The sequence below is a fragment of the Kaistia soli DSM 19436 genome (genome assembly GCF_900129325.1).
Lineage (GTDB): Bacteria > Pseudomonadota > Alphaproteobacteria > Rhizobiales > Kaistiaceae > Kaistia > Kaistia soli.
Genome location: NZ_FQUP01000001.1, coordinates 854,821 through 870,774, shown reverse-complemented (window position 1 = coordinate 870,774; position 15,954 = coordinate 854,821). Strand labels below are relative to the sequence as shown.

General features: G+C 65.3%; 12 protein-coding genes. 5 read left to right on the top strand and 7 right to left on the bottom strand.

All coding sequences use genetic code 11. The features are described 5' to 3' along the window. Positions 1-16: 16 nt before the first annotated feature. From BUB39_RS04285 to BUB39_RS04270, 4 genes are all read left to right on the top strand, one after another. Positions 17-1,300: an ABC transporter substrate-binding protein gene (locus BUB39_RS04285; RefSeq protein ID WP_073051751.1), complete on the top strand. Its 1,284-nt coding sequence runs from the start codon at positions 17-19 to the stop codon at positions 1,298-1,300. A 78-nt stretch (positions 1,301-1,378) separates the two neighbouring features. Beyond that, positions 1,379-2,281, top strand: coding sequence for a carbohydrate ABC transporter permease (locus BUB39_RS04280; protein WP_073051750.1), 903 nt, complete (start codon positions 1,379-1,381; stop codon positions 2,279-2,281). After that, positions 2,278-3,105, top strand: a complete 828-nt coding sequence (locus tag BUB39_RS04275; protein ID WP_073051749.1) for a carbohydrate ABC transporter permease — start codon at positions 2,278-2,280, stop codon at positions 3,103-3,105. Before BUB39_RS04280 ends, BUB39_RS04275 begins: the two co-directional genes overlap by 4 nt. A 61-nt stretch (positions 3,106-3,166) precedes the next feature. Then, complete coding sequence (locus BUB39_RS04270) at positions 3,167-4,657, top strand: xylulokinase (protein WP_073051748.1); 1,491 nt, start codon at positions 3,167-3,169, stop codon at positions 4,655-4,657. 8 nt (positions 4,658-4,665) lie between these two features. On the opposite strand, the gene BUB39_RS04265 is transcribed toward BUB39_RS04270, so the two are convergent. The 5 genes from BUB39_RS04265 to BUB39_RS04245 form a co-directional block, all read right to left on the bottom strand. Next, positions 4,666-5,814, bottom strand: coding sequence for a CaiB/BaiF CoA transferase family protein (locus BUB39_RS04265; protein WP_073051747.1), 1,149 nt, complete (start codon positions 5,812-5,814; stop codon positions 4,666-4,668). 5 nt (positions 5,815-5,819) lie between these two features. Then, positions 5,820-7,043, bottom strand: coding sequence for an acyl-CoA dehydrogenase (locus BUB39_RS04260; protein ID WP_073051746.1), 1,224 nt, complete (start codon positions 7,041-7,043; stop codon positions 5,820-5,822). 72 nt (positions 7,044-7,115) lie between these two features. Beyond that, positions 7,116-8,348 carry an NAD(P)/FAD-dependent oxidoreductase gene (locus BUB39_RS04255; RefSeq protein WP_073051745.1) on the bottom strand — a complete coding sequence of 411 codons (1,233 nt, stop codon included), beginning with the start codon at positions 8,346-8,348 and terminating at the stop codon, positions 7,116-7,118. 7 nt (positions 8,349-8,355) lie between these two features. After that, on the bottom strand, positions 8,356-8,685 hold the full coding sequence (locus BUB39_RS04250; RefSeq protein ID WP_425292887.1) for a MocE family 2Fe-2S type ferredoxin: 330 nt from the start codon (positions 8,683-8,685) through the stop codon (positions 8,356-8,358). Positions 8,686-8,702: 17 nt separating this feature from the next. Then, positions 8,703-9,800 carry a fatty acid desaturase family protein gene (locus BUB39_RS04245; protein ID WP_073051744.1) on the bottom strand — a complete coding sequence of 366 codons (1,098 nt, stop codon included), beginning with the start codon at positions 9,798-9,800 and terminating at the stop codon, positions 8,703-8,705. Positions 9,801-9,933: 133 nt separating this feature from the next. On the opposite strand from BUB39_RS04245, the gene BUB39_RS04240 reads away from it, so the two are divergent. Beyond that, positions 9,934-10,986 carry a LacI family DNA-binding transcriptional regulator gene (locus BUB39_RS04240; RefSeq protein WP_073052751.1) on the top strand — a complete coding sequence of 351 codons (1,053 nt, stop codon included), beginning with the start codon at positions 9,934-9,936 and terminating at the stop codon, positions 10,984-10,986. A 35-nt stretch (positions 10,987-11,021) separates the two neighbouring features. Here the strand turns inward: BUB39_RS04240 and BUB39_RS04235 are convergent, their stop codons facing one another. Together BUB39_RS04235 and BUB39_RS04230 are read right to left on the bottom strand one after the other, a co-directional pair. Further along, a complete protein-coding gene (locus BUB39_RS04235) occupies positions 11,022-12,725 on the bottom strand; it encodes an MFS transporter (protein ID WP_073051743.1) in 1,704 nt (567 codons plus the stop codon). A gap of 476 nt (positions 12,726-13,201) precedes the next feature. Then, entirely contained in the window at positions 13,202-15,745 is a 2,544-nt protein-coding gene (locus BUB39_RS04230; protein ID WP_073052750.1) for a DNA translocase FtsK, read from the bottom strand. Positions 15,746-15,954 lie beyond the last annotated feature (209 nt).

The following is a 15,954-nucleotide window of genomic DNA, read 5'->3' as shown; positions in this document are numbered from 1 at the left end:
CAGAGGGAAAAAAACCATGCGATTCAAGGGACAAGCACTGGCCGGCGCGTTCGCGCTGACCGTTTTCGGCGCCCTGCCGGCCCTGGCGGTGACCGACGTCAAGATCTGGCACATGGAGCAGCCACCGCACCGCGTCCAGCGCGTGCAAGAACTGATCGACGCTTTCAACGCGGCCAACCCGGATATCAAGGTCAGCCAGGAGCCGCAGAGCTGGGGCGAGGTTTATGCCAAGGTCCCCGCGGCCATGGCGGCGGGCAATGCGCCGGACATCCTATTCGCCATTCCGGATTTCACCACGGTGATCCGCAAGGCCGGTCAGCTCGACAGCGTGGCTGACTTCGTCAAGGAACTCGACGGCCAGCACCATTTCATTCCCGCCACCGTCGAGCCCTACAGCTATGACGGCGGCGTCTGGGCCGTTCCGCTCTACAATATGAGCCTCAATTTCTGGTATCATAAGAAGATGTTCGCCGATGCCGGCATTGCGGTGCCGACGACGTGGAGCGAGTGGAAGGCCGCGGCCGAGAAGCTGTCCAAGGACGGCGTCGTTGGCGTCGGTCTGCCGGCCAACAAGCAGCTCTACACCGACCAGACGACCTATGCCGTCATGGTCAACAACGGCGCGTCCGAACTCTTCAATGCCGACGGCACGCTGCGCTTTGATAATCCCAAGACCGTCGAGTCCTACGCGTTCTACAAGGATCTCTACAAGTTCTCCTCGCCCGACGCGGCGAACTGGACCTGGGGCGAGGCGGAAGCCTGCTTTGCGTCGGAGACCTGCGCTTCGATCCTGCAGTTCTCGGTCATCTCGACCTATGACCAGCAGGGCGGCGGCGATGCGGCCGATCTCGGCGTCGCGGCGGTGCCCCATGCCGACGGCGAGAAGAGCTCGTCCACCATCGCCTATTCGAATGCGGCAATCATCCTCGCCAAGGATGCGGCGAAGCGTGACGCGGCCAAGAAGTTCATCGCCTTCCTGCTGGAGCCGGAGAACTACGGCAAGTTCCTGAACATGGAGCCCGGCCTGTTCCTGCCGGTCACCACCGATGGTGCGAAGTCGGCGACGTTCTGGAGCGATCCGCTGGTCGTCAAGTACAAGCCGCAGGTCGAGCAGATGATCGCGAATTCGCATGCCGGCATGCTGTTCGGCTTCACGGGCGGCCATGTCTTCCCGGCCATCGGTCCGATCTCGGCCCAGAACATCCTGGCTGAGACGCTGCAGAAGGTCGTGATCAATGGCGAGGACCCGGCCGCCGCCGTCAAGGCTGGCCAGGCGCAGATGATCGAAGCCACGAAGTAAGCGGACGGCGGCGGGTCGCGAGGCCCGCCGCCACCTTTGCAGCCGATCGCTGCCCGAGCACGAGGATCCGATCAACCGATGGCTTCGAAGCCGACTTCATCCGGCCGCGGCAGTGACGGGCGCGTCGCCTTCCTGCTGCTCGCTTTGCCGCTCGGGCTGCTCGCCGCGACGCTGATAGTGCCGATGATCTCGGCGATCAATATCAGCCTGCGCGACATCCGCGTGATCGGCTCAGACGGCCCCTTCGCCGGCCTCGACAACTACGCCCGCGTTCTCACAGACGGAACATTCTGGCACGCGCTCGGCATCTCGGTCGTCTGGGTCGTCGGCAATGCTGTCGTCCAGACCATTCTGGCGCTCACCGCGGCCCTGGTCCTCAACGAGAAATTCCCGGGCGTCCGCGTCGCCCGCGTCTGGATCATCCTGACCTGGATCATCCCGACGGTTGTCGTGGTCATCATCTGGCGCTGGCTGCTGTCGCCCTCGGGCGGCATGGTTAATCCGCTGCTGATCCAGCTCGGCATCATCGATCGCCCCATGGGCTTCTTCGCCAGCGGTCCCGCTGCGATGACGAGCCTCATCCTGATCAATTCCTGGCGTTGGTTCCCTTTCGTCGCGATCATGCTGCTCGCGGGCCTGCAGCGCATTCCGGGCGACATCTATGAAGCGGCCGCCGTCGATGGCGCCGGCGCGGTCGCCCGTTTTCGCGCCATCACCTGGCCGCTGCTGCAGCCGACTTTGCTGGTGCTCACCGTCATGGGCACGCTGCTCTCCTTCAATGTCTTCGACATCATCTGGCTGTTGACCGCTGGCGGCCCGGCCGGGGGAACCGAGACGCTGCCGGTCCTCATCTACGAGACCGCCTTCAAGGCCTATCGGATGGGCGACGCGGCCGCGATGTCGGTCGTCGCCAGCGTGCTGATGATCGGCCTTGCCCTCGTCCTGCTCGACCGCCTCGCGCCGAAGGAGACGGGACGATGAAGCGCGGTCCTCTCGGCTGGCTGGTCCTCGCGTTGGCGGTGCTCGCGCTCGTATTCCTCGTGCTGGCGCCGATGTGGCTGGTCGGCACCTCGTCGTTCAAGCTGCCGCGCGAGATCATCAACCGCGTGCCGACCTGGTTTCCGCACAGCTTCACGCTGCAGCACTATCAGAAGCTGCTGCAGACATCGGCCTTCCCGACCTATTTCCTGAATTCGGTTCTCGTCGCGGCCTCGTCAGCCTTCGTCACGGTCATTCTTGCGCTGATGGCGGGCTATGCGTTCTTCCGGCTCGAATTCCGCGGCCGCGACATGCTTTATCGGCTGATCATGGTCGCCTACGCGTTCCCGTCGATCGTGATCCTGATCCCAATCTATCTGATGTTCGCCAAGGTCGGCCTCATCGACACGGATCTTGCCCTGGTGCTGGTCAATGTGACCTTCGCGCTGCCCTTCTCGATCTGGATGATGCGCACCTTCTTCGCCTCGCTGCCGCGCGAGCTCGAGGAAGCGGCGGCGATCGACGGGGCGGGCCGCTGGAAGACGGTCGTGCACGTGCTGATCCCGCTGCTCCGTCCGGGCATCGCTGCGATCGCCATCTTCGCCTTCGTCGCCAGCTGGACAGAATATCTCTTCGCTTCGGTGCTGATCATTTCGGATGCGAAACGCACGCTGCCTGTCGGGCTATCGGGCATCATCGGTCAATATCAGATCGACTGGGGGCTCCTGCTCGCTGGCGCTTCGCTGTCGGTGCTGCCGGTCGTCGTTTTCTTCGCCTTTGTCGGCCGCTGGTTCGTGGCGGGGCTGACCGAGGGCGCGGTCAAATAGCGCTCTTGTCCCGGCTGCGCGCGCACTCGACTATCACCCATCGCCAGACGGAGCAGGCCGGATGAGCAAGCGCGCAGTTGTCGGCATCGATATCGGCACCTCCTCGGTGAAGGCGGTGATCGTCGATCGCGACGCGCGCGTGCTCGCCTCGGGCCGCGCCGCCTATCCGACGCGGCAGCCGCGGGACGGGTGGTCGGAGCAGGACCCGGACGACTGGGTCAAGGCAGCGATCGGCGCGACTCGCGCGGCGCTGGGGGGCTTCGGCGGAAGCATCGAGGCGATCTCGCTCTCCGGCCACATGAGCGCGCCGGTGCTCGTCGACGACGCCGGGCGGCCGCTCGGCCCCTGTCACACCATCACCGACCGCCGTTCCGCGGCCGAGTCGGAAGCCATAGACGCCGATGTCGTCGCCGCTCTGGCCGCAAGCTCGGGCAACCTGCCGGCCACCCATCTCATCCTGCCGAAGCTCCTTTGGTGGCGCGCGCATCATCCTGATATCTGGGCAGCGACGCGCGCCGTGTTGATGCCCAAGGATTTTGTCCGCTTCTTCCTGACGGGTCTCATTGCCAGCGACCCGACCGATTCGGGCAATGCCATGCTGTTCGATCCCGTCGACTGGGCGTGGTCGCAGGCACTGCCTACGGCGGCTGGGATCGATCCATCCAAGCTGGCGCCACTGCAACCCTCGCAGTCGCTTGCCGGCGAGCTGACGGCCGAGGCTGCCGCCTCACTCGGTCTGCCCCAAGGCGTACCGGTCATTACCGGCGCCGCGGATATGGCCGCGACCCTGCTCGCCGCCGGCATCGACCTTGCCGACGATGTGGCGTTGACCATCGGCACCAGCGCCACGGTCATCGCGGGACTGCAGCGCGTCGAGCCGGCCCTGCTTGGCGCCATGAACATCAATGTCTCGCTCGATCCAGGCGTGCTCTATGCCATCGGTTCGCATTTCGGTGGCGGTGGCGCGCTTAACTGGCTGGCGAGCCTTGCGACGGGTCTCGCCGAACCCGACCCGTCATGGTTCGGGCCGGTGACGGCGGAAGCCAGCGCCGTGCCCGAGGGCAGCGAAGGTCTCGTCTTCCTGCCCTATCTGTCGGGCGCCGGCAGCCCGGCCTTCGACACCGAGGCGCGCGGCGCCTTTCTCGGCCTTTCGATGAAACATGGTCGCGGTCACATGCTGCGCGCCATTGTCGAGGGCGTCACGGCCGATGTCGCGGATTCGATCGATCTTCTGGCTTCGGTCGGTGCCCGCAAGCGCATCGTTTTCACAGGCGGCGGCTCGCGCATTCCATTCTGGACGCAGCTCCTTGCCGATGTCACGGGATTGCCGGTGGTGAATTCGGCGGCCGCCGATGCCTCGGCGCTCGGCGCGGGCCTGATCGCCGGCGTCGGTATTGGCTGGTTCGATGGCGATTTCGCCGTTGCGCGCGCACTCGTCGCCCCGCGTGGTGCGCTGATTGCTCCGCGCGATCGGGAGAGCGGCCATGCGCTGCGCCAGCGTTTTCGTCGCGCCCGCGCCGCAAGGCGGCTCGACCTGCTGCCTGAAGCGTAGCGCTTGCGCTATTCCGCGCGGGCGTCGATCTCTGCCAGCACCTCGGCCGTATGCTCGCCGAGCCTCGGCGCGCGACGGTCCAGCGCCAGTTCCGACGCCGACATCGCGATCGGTGTACGCACGCCCGGCACGCCATCAGGCGCGATTTGCATGCCGCGCGCGATGACCTGCGGATCGGCGAAGACATCGGCGACGGTGTTGATCGGCCCGGCGGGAACGCCGGCCGACTCCAGCGCGGTAAGCAGCCCGTCGCGTGTCCATGTCGCCGTCTTCTCGGCAATCAGCGCCGTCAGCGCCGCGCGGTTGGCAACGCGCGCGGCGTTGGAGACGAAGCGATCGTCGCTTGCCCATTCCGGAGCGCCGACGACCGCCGCGAAACGCGCGAACTGGCCGTCATTGCCAACCGCCAGAATGAAATGCCCATCTGAGACCGCGAAGGTCTGATACGGCGCGATATTCGGATGCGCGTTGCCGAGCCGGGTCGGACTGATGCCTGTGGCGAGAAAATTCATCGCCTGATTGGCGAGCACGCCGGTCATGCTGTCGAGCAGCGAGAGGTCGATCTGCTGGCCGAGCCCGGTCGTCTCGCGCGCCGCGAGCGCCGCCTGGATAGCGATGACGCCATAGAGCCCGGTGAAGATATCGGCAAAGGCGACGCCGATCTTCTGCGGCTCGCCGGCCGGGTCGCCTGTCAGGTCCATGATGCCGCCCATGCCCTGGATCAGGAAATCGTAGCCCGCGCGGGCTGCATAGGGACCTGTCTGGCCGAACCCGGTAATCGAGCAATAAACGAGACGCGGATTCAGTGTTGCAAGGCTTTGATAGTCGAGGCCATATTTGGCGAGCCCGCCGAGCTTGAAATTCTCGATCACGACATCGGCCGATGCAACCAGCCGCTTCACCAGCGCCGCGCCTTCCGGTGTCGAGAAATCTGCCACCACCGAGCGTTTGCCCCGGTTGCAGGCGTGAAAATAGGCGGCCGTGGTCTCGCCGCCATGGCTGATGAAAGGCGGGCCCCAGCGGCGCGTGTCGTCGCCCTCAGGGCTCTCGACCTTGATCACATCGGCGCCGAGATCGGCCAGCGTCTGGCCAATCCATGGGCCGGCCAGAATGCGGGCGAGTTCGATCACCCGGAGCCCGGAAAGCGGATGCGCCATGGCGTTCAGAAGAACGCCTGCAGCCCGGTCTGGGCTCGGCCGAGGATCAGCGCATGCACGTCATGCGTTCCCTCATAGGTGTTGACCGTCTCGAGGTTCTGAGCGTGGCGCATGACGTGATATTCGATCTGGATGCCGTTGCCGCCATGCATGTCGCGCGCGTCGCGAGCGATCGCCAACGCCTTGCCGCAGTTGTTGCGCTTGATCAGCGAGATCATTTCCGGCGCCGCCTCGCCTTCATCCAGCAGGCGGCCGACGCGGAGCGAAGCCTGCAGGCCGAGCGCAATTTCCGTCTGCATGTCGGCGAGCTTTTTCTGGAAGAGCTGGGTCTGTGCGAGCGGCCGGCCGAACTGCTTGCGCTCGAGGCCGTAATTGCGGGCACGGAGCCAGCAATCCTCGGCGGCGCCGAGCACACCCCAGGAGATGCCATAGCGCGCGCGATTGAGGCAGCCGAACGGTCCCTTGAGGCCGGAAACGCCCGGCAGCAGGGCATCCTCACCGATCTCGACATCGTCCATGACGATCTCGCCGGTGATCGAGGCACGCAGCGACAGCTTGCCGCCGATCTTGGGTGCCGAAAGGCCCTTCATGCCCTTTTCAAGGATGAAGCCCCTGATCGCGCCGCCATGCGCCTCGGACTTCGCCCAGACGATGAAGACATCGGCAATCGGGCTGTTCGAGATCCAGGTCTTGGCGCCGTTCAGGCGATAGCCGCCCTCCGTCTTCGTAGCGCGTGTGATCATGCCGCCGGGGTCCGAGCCGGCATCAGGTTCGGTCAGGCCGAAGCAGCCGATCAACTCGCCCCGCGCCAGCCTCGGCAGATAGTTCAGGCGCTGCGCCTCGCTGCCATAAGCGTAGATCGGATACATCACGAGCGAAGACTGCACGCTCATCATCGAGCGATAGCCGGAATCGATCCGCTCGACTTCGCGCGCAACGAGGCCATAGGCGACATAGCTCGCGCCGGCGCCGCCATAGGCTTCCGGTACCGTAACGCCGAGAAGGCCGAGTTCGCCCATCTCGCGGAAGATGTCGGGATCCGTGACCTCGTCGAGATAGGCTTCCTCGATGCGCGGCGCGAGCCGATCGGCAGCGAACGCAGCGGCCGCGTCGCGGATCATGCGCTCTTCATCGGTGAGCTGGCTCTCGAAACGGAACGGATCGGCCCAATCGAAGCGCGAGAGATCCGGGCGATCCTTGGCGCGGAGAGGGGCGGGGGCGTCGTTCATGGCACGGCTCGCGTCTATGGTCTGGCGACACTTGTATCAGTCGATCGCGCCAAGACCATAGCGTGGAGATTGTTAGACCATCAACGACTTTAGCTTCGTGGCCGGGTCGGCGAGATCCGCTGCCGGCGGCCGGGCGCGGCGGGCGATCAGCATTTCGGCGAGCCGCACATCGCGAGCGATCCTGCCGTTTGGGCCAAGCGCGCTGGCGGAAACGAGGCGGCCATCGTCAGCGAGATGAAAGTCGAGCCGGGCGCCATCGCCGAGATCGCGCGTCACGGTCGCCGTTGCCAGATAGGAGAGGCCGGCGATCTGCAGCGTCAGGTCATACTGATCCGACCAGAACCACGGCACGGCCTCATAGGGCTCGCGCCCCCCGAGCATCGCCTTGGCGACCGCATTGCCCTGATCCTGGGCGTTGCGCCAGGCTTCCAGCCGGATACGACGACCGTCATAGAGCGGGTGCGGAAACGAGCAGCAGTCGCCCGCGGCAAAGATGTCGGGATCATCAGTGGCGAGTGACGCGTCGACCGCGATGCCATTGTCGATCGCAAGCCCCGCCGCCTCGGCAAGCGCGGTTTCCGGCAAGGCGCCGATCCCGGCGACGATCGTGTCGCCCGTAATAATCTCGCCGCTGCCCAGCACCACGCTATGGGCTTCAGCGGTCGTCTCGATCCGGTCAATCGTCGCACCGAGCACGAGGCGCACGCCTTCGGCCTCATGCCGGGCGGCGAGCAGCGCGGCAAACTCCTGCGGCACCGCGCGGCCAAGCAGGCGCGGCGCCATCTCGATGACGGTCGCGTCGGCCCCTCGGGCGCGCGCGGCCGCTGCCAGTTCGAGCCCGATGAAGCCGCCGCCGATGACGATCAGCCGGTGGCCGGGCACGAGGCGGCGACGCAATGCCAGCGCCTCGGGAAAGCTGCGGAGATAGTGCACCGTCTCCGGGCCGGTGCCGGGGACGGCGAGGCGGCGCGCGCGGGCGCCCGTGGCGATCAGCAGCCTGTCATAGGGGACGGCATCGCTGCCTGCGAGCGCAACGCGATGCCCTGCGCGGTCGATGGCGATTGCGGCCGTGCCATGCAGCAGGCTGACGCCACGCGCGGCAAGCCGTGCCTCGTCGAGAATATGTGGCGGCGCAGGCTCCTCGGCACCGGTCAGCACGGCTTTCGAAAGCGGCGGCCGCTCATAGGGCAGGTGATGCTCGTCGCCGATGAGGGTGATCGTGCCGGCGAAGCCGTTTTCGCGCAGCGCCATCGCCGCGCGCGCGCCGGCTTCGCCGGCACCGATCACCACCATGTGTTCGGTCATGGCGCGTTCAATCGAGCCCGATCAGCACTTTTCCCCCCTCGACCCGGACCGGATAGGTCTTGAGGTCGACGCAGACCGGCGCGCCTTTGGCCTTGCCGGTCGTATAGTCAAAGCGGCCGTTATGCTTCGGGCATTCGATGATGTTGTCCATCACCAGCCCGTCCGCGAGATGGACCTTCTCGTGTGTGCAAAGCCCGTCCGTCGCGAAATAGGTGTCATCCGGCGAGCGGTAGATCGCGAAGGTACGGTCGCCTTCGTCGAAGCGGATGACGTCTTCCTCGTCGATTTCGTCGGCGGCGCAGGCCTCGATCCAGCGCGTGGCAATGGCGGTCGGCATCGTTCCTCCCAGGGCTCTTATTCGGCGGCCACAGTGCCGGCTGCGCCGACATCGAGTGGCGCGACATGGCTCGGCAACTGCCGTTTCACATACCAGCCCGGCTCGCGCCGCTGGCGCAGCAGCGCCGGGATGATCTCCTTGTAGGCGTCCCAGCAACTCGCATAGGGCGTTGGGCAATCGTCCTTGATGGCGGCATGCAACCGCGGCAGCGCGTGATAGGGCACCATGGGGAACATGTGGTGCTCAACATGATAGTTCATGTTGAGATAGAGGAAGCGGAACACCGGGTTCATATAGATCGTGCGGCTGTTCAGCCGGTGGTCGAGCACGTCCTCATCGAGCCCCGCATGCTGCGTCAGGCCGAAAAAGATCGTCATGAACCCGCCATAGATGCTCGGCAGGCCGATGAACATCGCCGGCAGGATCGAGCCGATCGCGACGCACCAGAGCGCGACGCCGAGGAAAATCGCCGTCATGATCCGCGCCTCGCGGAACACCTTCGGCCTCTCCATTTCGGGGATGAAGGTCGCTTCCTCGGGATCGAGCTTGCCCTGAACATGCAGGGCCAGCTTCTTGGCGAGGCTCCAGGCTGATTTCAGCGCGAAGATGTTGAGCACAAGGCCGAGGATATCCGGCGGCCTCGGCACGGCGATCTCGGGATCGCGGCCGACGATGATCGTGTCCGTATGGTGACGCGTATGGCTCCAGCGCCAGACGGTGGGCTCGCGCAGGATCATGAAGCAGGCGATCGCATAGACGACGTCGTTCATCCATGTCGTCTTGAACGCGGTGCGGTGGCCACATTCATGCCACCGCGAATCCGAGGCCGAGCCGTAGAGCACGCCATAGACCAGGAAGAACGGGACACAGGCCCATGTGCCCCAGAAATACCAGCCGCCGAGCCCGGACAGCGCCAGAGCCCCGAACCAGATCGCGGCGTCGCGCAGCGCCGGGCCGTCCGAGCGCCGCATCAGCTCCTTCAGCTCCTTGCGGCCGATAGGGCACTGATACCACTGCGCCGTGGCGAGGCCGCGCTCGATCGCGCGCTGCGTCTCGAAGCCGACCAGCGAATAGTCGCGCTTCTGATAGTCGGCTGAAAAGTCCTGAGCTGTCATGGGCTCCTCCTGCCAATGCCGGCCTTAGCCTTGCGGCCTTCTTGTTTGGAAGGAATCTAGCGATGCTGCATGGCCGCGGCAATGTGGCTATGATGGATTCTATCAAGGAAGCTCAAGAGTGTCGGGAGCGATCATGATAGATTCCATCACGGAGCAGCCCGGCCGCCGCCCGACGATCGACGATGTCGCCCGCGCTGCCGGGGTCGGCGTCGCCACCGTCGACCGCGTGCTCAACAAGCGCGCGCGGGTCAGGCACGAGACCGCGGCGCGCGTCCTCGCCGCGGCCGAGGCGATTGGCTATCACGGTGCCGGCCTGCTGCGCCGCCGGCTGGACGAGGCGCCTGTCGAGAAGAACTTCGGCTTCCTGCTGCAGCGACGCGGCGATGCCTTCTATCGCAATCTGTCGGCTGCATTGACCGGCGCGACGCGTGGGCTCGGCCGATTGCGCGGGCGGCCGGTGGTCGAATTCGTCGACGATATCTCGGCAGCGACGGTCGCCAGGCAACTCCTGTCTCTCGGGGCCCGTGTCGATGGGCTGGCGATCGTTGCCGCCGACCATCCGGCGGTGAACGCCGCTGTCGATGATCTCGCGGCGCGCGGCATTCCGGTCGTCACGCTGCTCTCGGAACTCTCAGGACCGGTCGCTGGCCATTTCGGCATCGACCACCGCAAGGCCGGCCGAACGGCAGCCTGGATGATCAGCCGCCTGGCGCGCGAGCCAGGCGTCGTCGGCGTGCTGGTCGGCAGCCACCGCTTTCTCGGCCACGAACTTTCCGAGATCAGCTTCCGCTCCTATTTCCGCGAGCATGCGCCGCGTTTTCGCCTTCTGGAGTCGTTTTCCAATCTTGAGGATCCGGGTCTCGCCTATGAGGGCACGCTGGAACTCGTGAAGCGCAATCCGGATCTCGCTGGTCTCTATCTTCCGGGCGGCGGCATGGCCGGGATGGTTGCGGCGCTGCGCGAGGCTCGCGCCGCCCGTCATATCGTTGCCGTCTGCAATGAATTGATCCCGGAGACACGCGCCGCCTTGCTTGACGGCGTGCTCGACGCGGTAATCGACACGCCGATCGAAGCCCTCGCCGAGCGGGCGGTCGCGATGCTGGCGACGCTGGTCTCGGACGGGCCGGCCGAGGCCGGCAGCACGCATCTCCTGCCGTTCGGGCTGACGGTCTCTGAGAATGTCTGAGACCGGGGCGGCCGCGAGGCCGCCCCGAAATGCGATCAATCGTCGGCGTAGATATCGCGATCCTTGGTTTCCGACAGGAACAGCATGCCGATTACGAAGCAGATGCCGGCAAAGATGATCGGATACCAGAGGCCGAAATAGATGTCGCCCGTCTGCGCCACCATGGCAAAGGCCGTCGCCGGCAACAGGCCGCCGAACCAGCCATTGCCGATGTGATAGGGCAGTGACATCGACGTATAGCGAATGCGGGTCGGGAACAGCTCGACCAATGCTGCCGCGATCGGGCCGTACACCATCGTCACGAAGAGGACGAGGATGAACAGGAGGCCGATGACGGCGAGGACCTGGCCGTTGAGGTCGAACGGGTTCGTCATCTTGACGATGCCGGGATCGGCCGCCTTGGGATAGCCGGCGGCCTGGAGCGCCGCGAGCGTGGCCTTGTCCCAATCGGCCCGCGCGGCCTTGGGATCGGCCGCCCCGGCCGGGTCAAAGGCCGGGAATGCCTGGCCGTTGATCGTGATCTGGACCGGGCTGCCCGCCGCAGCCTCCGTCGTCGAATAGCGGATCGAGTTCTTCGCCAGGAAGTCGCGCGCCGTATCGCAGGGTGCGGTGAAGACCCGCGTGCCGACCGGGTTGAAGAGCTTGCCGCAATTTGCCGGATCGGCGACGACCTCGACCTTGACCGTGTCCAGCGCCTTTTCCAGCGCGGGATTGGCCGCCGTCGTGAGGGCCTGGAACAGCGGGAAGTAGCAGACCGCCGCGATCAGGCAGCCGGCCATGATGATCGGCTTGCGGCCGATCTTGTCCGAGAGCCAGCCGAAGAACACGAAGAAGCCGGTGCCGAGAACCAACGACCAGGCGATCAGCAGGTTGGCCGTGTAGCCATCGACCTTCAGGATCGATTGCATGAAGAACAGCGCGTAGAACTGGCCGGTGTACCAGACGACGCCCTGGCCCATGGTGAGGCCGAAAAGCGCCAAGAGCGCGATCTTGGCATTCGACCAAGTACCGAAGGCTTCCTTGAGTGGCGCCTTCGAATGCGTCCCTTCCTCCTTCATCTTCAGGAAGGCGGGCGATTCATTGAGTTGCAGGCGGATCCACAGGGAAATGCCGAGCAAAACCACCGAAACGAGGAAGGGAATACGCCAACCCCATGCAGCAAAGGCTGCTTCACCGATGATGGTGCGCGAGAATAGGATGACGATCAGCGACAGGAACAGGCCAAGCGTCGCTGTCGTCTGGATCCAGGATGTATAGAAGCCGCGCCGCCCATGCGGGGCATGCTCGGCGACATACGTGGCCGCGCCGCCATATTCGCCGCCTAGCGCCAGTCCCTGCAGCAGGCGTGCGGCGATCAGGATGATCGGTGCTGCAACGCCGATCTGGTTGTAGCCGGGCAGCAGGCCGACCACGAAGGTGGAGAGGCCCATGATCAGGATCGTGACAAGGAACGTGTATTTGCGGCCAACGAGATCACCGAGACGGCCGAAGACCAGCGCGCCGAACGGCCGGACGAGAAAACCTGCGGCGAAGGCGAGCAATGCGAAGATGTCGGCCGTTGCCTTCGGAAACTGGCTGAAGAACTGCGCGCCGATGATCGTCGCCAGCGCGCCGTACAGATAGAAATCGTACCATTCGAAAACGGTGCCGAGCGATGACGCGAAGATGACTTTCTTCTCTTCCCGCGTCATTGGCCGCACGGGATCCTCGCCCGTGCTCGGAACTGACCGCGTTGACATGTCCCCTCCCTGGTCGGCTGCTTGTCGATGTTCCCTCAGGGAATCTACTCGGCCTCGTTCAAGCGGGCCGCGCCGTTTGCTCCAGTAAAGAATCCCCTTGGAGCAGCAGATGAGGATGTTGAACTTTTGTCAATCGTGTCGAAGGGGTGGAGCACGGTCCGTTCTGGTCAATATAGACCTTACGAAGGCGAAGGCGCATCGGCCGTGCCGGTCCGAAAGTCTCGAAGCCCCAGGGACTGTTGCATTTTACAACAGTCGGTCAAGCAGCTTGTCCTTGGCTTTGGTCTTGCCTCTCCGTTCCGCCCGTCGGCGAGAGGCCGGCGACGACCTCACGGAAGCCGGCTATGGCCCGCCATAGCTGGGTGGCACGACGCGTGGACCCATCGGAGGCGCGCTGGCAGCTCCATTCAAAGAAAAGGCCCTCTCCCCTAGACGGGAGAGGGCCGGATCAGGGCGCCGTGCGAGGCGTCGGACTGTCAGCGCTCGCGAAGAATCTCGCGCTTGCCGGCATGGTTGGCCGGACCAACGATGCCTTCCTTCTCCATGCGCTCCATGATCGAGGCGGCGCGGTTATAGCCGATCTGCAGGCGGCGCTGGATGTAGGAGGTCGAGGCCTTCTTGTCGCGCAGCACGATCGCCACCGCCTGATCATAGGCGTCCGAGCTGTCGTCGCCGAATGAGCCCTTGTCGAACACGGCAGCGTCCTCTGCCGGCACGGCCGCCTCGGCCTCGTCTTCCTCGTCCGAGGTGACGGCGTCGAGATATTCCGGACGCGCCTGCATCTTCAGATGTGCGACGACCTTCTCCACCTCGTGATCCGAGACGAACGGGCCGTGCACGCGCTGGATACGCCCGCCGCCGGCCATGTAGAGCATGTCGCCCTGGCCGAGCAGCGTCTCGGCGCCCATTTCGCCGAGAATGGTGCGGCTGTCGATCTTCGACGTCACCTGGAAGGAGATGCGGGTCGGGAAGTTGGCCTTGATCGTGCCGGTGATGACGTCGACCGAGGGACGCTGCGTCGCCATGACGATATGGATGCCGGCGGCGCGGGCCATCTGCGCGAGACGCTGGATTGCGCCTTCGATGTCCTTGCCGGCGACCATCATCAGGTCGGCCATCTCATCGACGATGACGACGATATAAGGCAGCGCCGAGAGATCCATCACCTCTTCTTCATGGGTGATGTCGCCGGTGTCCTTGTCGAAGCCGGTCGCCACCTGGCGCGTGATCACCTCGCCCTTCTCCCGCGCTTCTGCAACGCGAGCATTGAAGCCGTCGATGTTCCGCACGCCAAGGCGCGACATCTTTCGATAGCGCTCCTCCATCTCGCGCACGGCCCATTTGAGCGCGACGACGGCCTTCTTGGGGTCCGTAACGACGGGTGTCAGGAGATGCGGAATGCCGTCATAGACGGAGAGCTCGAGCATTTTCGGGTCGATCATGATCAACCGGCACGCCTCGGGGCGATACTGGTAGAGCAGCGACAGGATCATCGTGTTGATGGCGACCGACTTGCCCGAGCCGGTGGTGCCTGCGACGAGCAGATGCGGCATTTTGGCGAGATCGACGATCACCGATTCGCCGCCGATCGTCTTGCCGAGGCAGATGCCGAGCTTGGCGCGCGCCTCCGTGAATTCATGGCTCTCCAGCAGTTCGCGCAGCCACACCGTCTCGCGGCGATGGTTGGGCAGCTCGATGCCGATGACATTGCGTCCCTCGACCACCGCGACGCGCGCTGAGACAGCGCTCATCGAGCGGGCGATGTCAGCCGAGAGCGCGATGACGCGCGACGACTTCGTGCCAGGCGCCGGCTCCAGTTCATAGAGCGTGACGACAGGACCGGGATTGGCGTCGATGATCTCGCCGCGCACGCCGAAGTCACGCAGCGTCTGCTGCAGTGTCGTCGAATTGCGGACCAGTGCCTCTTCCGAAAGCTCGGAATCCGGCTCGACCAGCGGCGGCTTGGCGAGTAGCTCCAGCGATGGGAACTCGTAGTCTCCGCTCGCGGCAACGGGGTGCGGGCGAGCGACCGTCGTCACCGCCGGAGGGGCAGCCTCGGCGACCAGTGGAGCTGCAACCTTCGGTGCCTCGATGACGGGCGCAACGGCGACGGGCGCCGCTACGGTCTCCCGCACGATGGCAGGCTTTGCCGGCCCGGCGACAACCGGCTGCGGCTTCAGGGGCGGCAGTTCGATGGTTTCGGTGTCATCGGCTTTCGTTTCGGGCTCGTCATGCATGCCCTCATCGACGGGCCACACGAAGGAGACGCGGACCGTGGCGCGGAGCGGCGGCTCGATTGGCAGGATGGTCGGCGCGATGCTCTCAGGCGGGCTGATTTCGATCGCGCGCGCTTCGGCGCCGCGCTCGGCATGGCTTTCCGGCGGCAGCGGCTCGTCATCCTGCTCGGCGATGCGCGCCGGCGGAACGGTGATGTCGGTGCGGATCAACCGCGCGATGCGGCGGATGGAGGCGGGCGTCTCGATGCCGTCCATCACGGGCTCCAGCGTTTCGACAGGTGCCTCCGGCTCGTCCGAGGCTTGTGGCGGGGAAACTGCCGGCACGGCAGCCGGATGATCCTCGATCACGGGCGGCGTAGGCGGTACCGGCCGGCTTGGGGCGGCCGGTCCGCGCGCCGGAGGATGAAGACGCGTCGTCGGTGCCTTCGGCTGCGGGCGAGGCGGCATCGGCAGCGGAGCCGCTTCCTCGTCGCGCGGCCGCATCAGATAGTCAGGGGTCCGCGTGAAGCGGCTCGTCGGCGTCGTCGTGAACGGCCGAAGCCAGCTCGGCACGGTGTCGAGCGAGGCGAGGTCCTCGGCGCGCAACTGGAAGGGATCAGGCTTGCCGGCATTCGGCTTGCCTGCATCCGGACGTGCATCGATCGGGCGGCGCAGATGAAGCGTGCCGCGCTCGGGGCGGCCCTTGTCTTCGGCTGCGCCGTTCTCGTTGGCGCGGCCGGAGAGCGCACTGCTCCCGGTAGCCGAACTGTCCGGAGAATGAGGGGGACGCGGTGGAGATCGCATGATGCCGAAGACCTTGCGCTCGGAGGCTCTGGAGTCCGTTGTTGACGCCTCAGGCATAAGGACCACAGCGTTAACGAAGGGTTTTGAGCGCGTCGGGCTTGCTGGCAAAAAGCGCGGAATCGCGCGATTCTGCGCTTCCGGCCTGTGGAGAAATCATCGCGCTGTTGCAGTCCGGCCGCAGGGCGCGATGAGGCACAGCCAGGGCTGAC

Coding starts and splice junctions, on each gene's coding strand:
- BUB39_RS04285 (WP_073051751.1), top strand. CDS start 17: ATGCGATTCAAGGGACAAGCACTGGCCGGCGCGTTCGCGCTGACCGTT.
- BUB39_RS04280 (WP_073051750.1), top strand. CDS start 1,379: ATGGCTTCGAAGCCGACTTCATCCGGCCGCGGCAGTGACGGGCGCGTC.
- BUB39_RS04275 (WP_073051749.1), top strand. CDS start 2,278: ATGAAGCGCGGTCCTCTCGGCTGGCTGGTCCTCGCGTTGGCGGTGCTC.
- BUB39_RS04270 (WP_073051748.1), top strand. CDS start 3,167: ATGAGCAAGCGCGCAGTTGTCGGCATCGATATCGGCACCTCCTCGGTG.
- BUB39_RS04265 (WP_073051747.1), bottom strand. CDS start 5,814: ATGGCGCATCCGCTTTCCGGGCTCCGGGTGATCGAACTCGCCCGCATT.
- BUB39_RS04260 (WP_073051746.1), bottom strand. CDS start 7,043: ATGAACGACGCCCCCGCCCCTCTCCGCGCCAAGGATCGCCCGGATCTC.
- BUB39_RS04255 (WP_073051745.1), bottom strand. CDS start 8,348: ATGACCGAACACATGGTGGTGATCGGTGCCGGCGAAGCCGGCGCGCGC.
- BUB39_RS04250 (WP_425292887.1), bottom strand. CDS start 8,685: ATGCCGACCGCCATTGCCACGCGCTGGATCGAGGCCTGCGCCGCCGAC.
- BUB39_RS04245 (WP_073051744.1), bottom strand. CDS start 9,800: ATGACAGCTCAGGACTTTTCAGCCGACTATCAGAAGCGCGACTATTCG.
- BUB39_RS04240 (WP_073052751.1), top strand. CDS start 9,934: ATGATAGATTCCATCACGGAGCAGCCCGGCCGCCGCCCGACGATCGAC.
- BUB39_RS04235 (WP_073051743.1), bottom strand. CDS start 12,725: ATGTCAACGCGGTCAGTTCCGAGCACGGGCGAGGATCCCGTGCGGCCA.
- BUB39_RS04230 (WP_073052750.1), bottom strand. CDS start 15,745: ATGCGATCTCCACCGCGTCCCCCTCATTCTCCGGACAGTTCGGCTACC.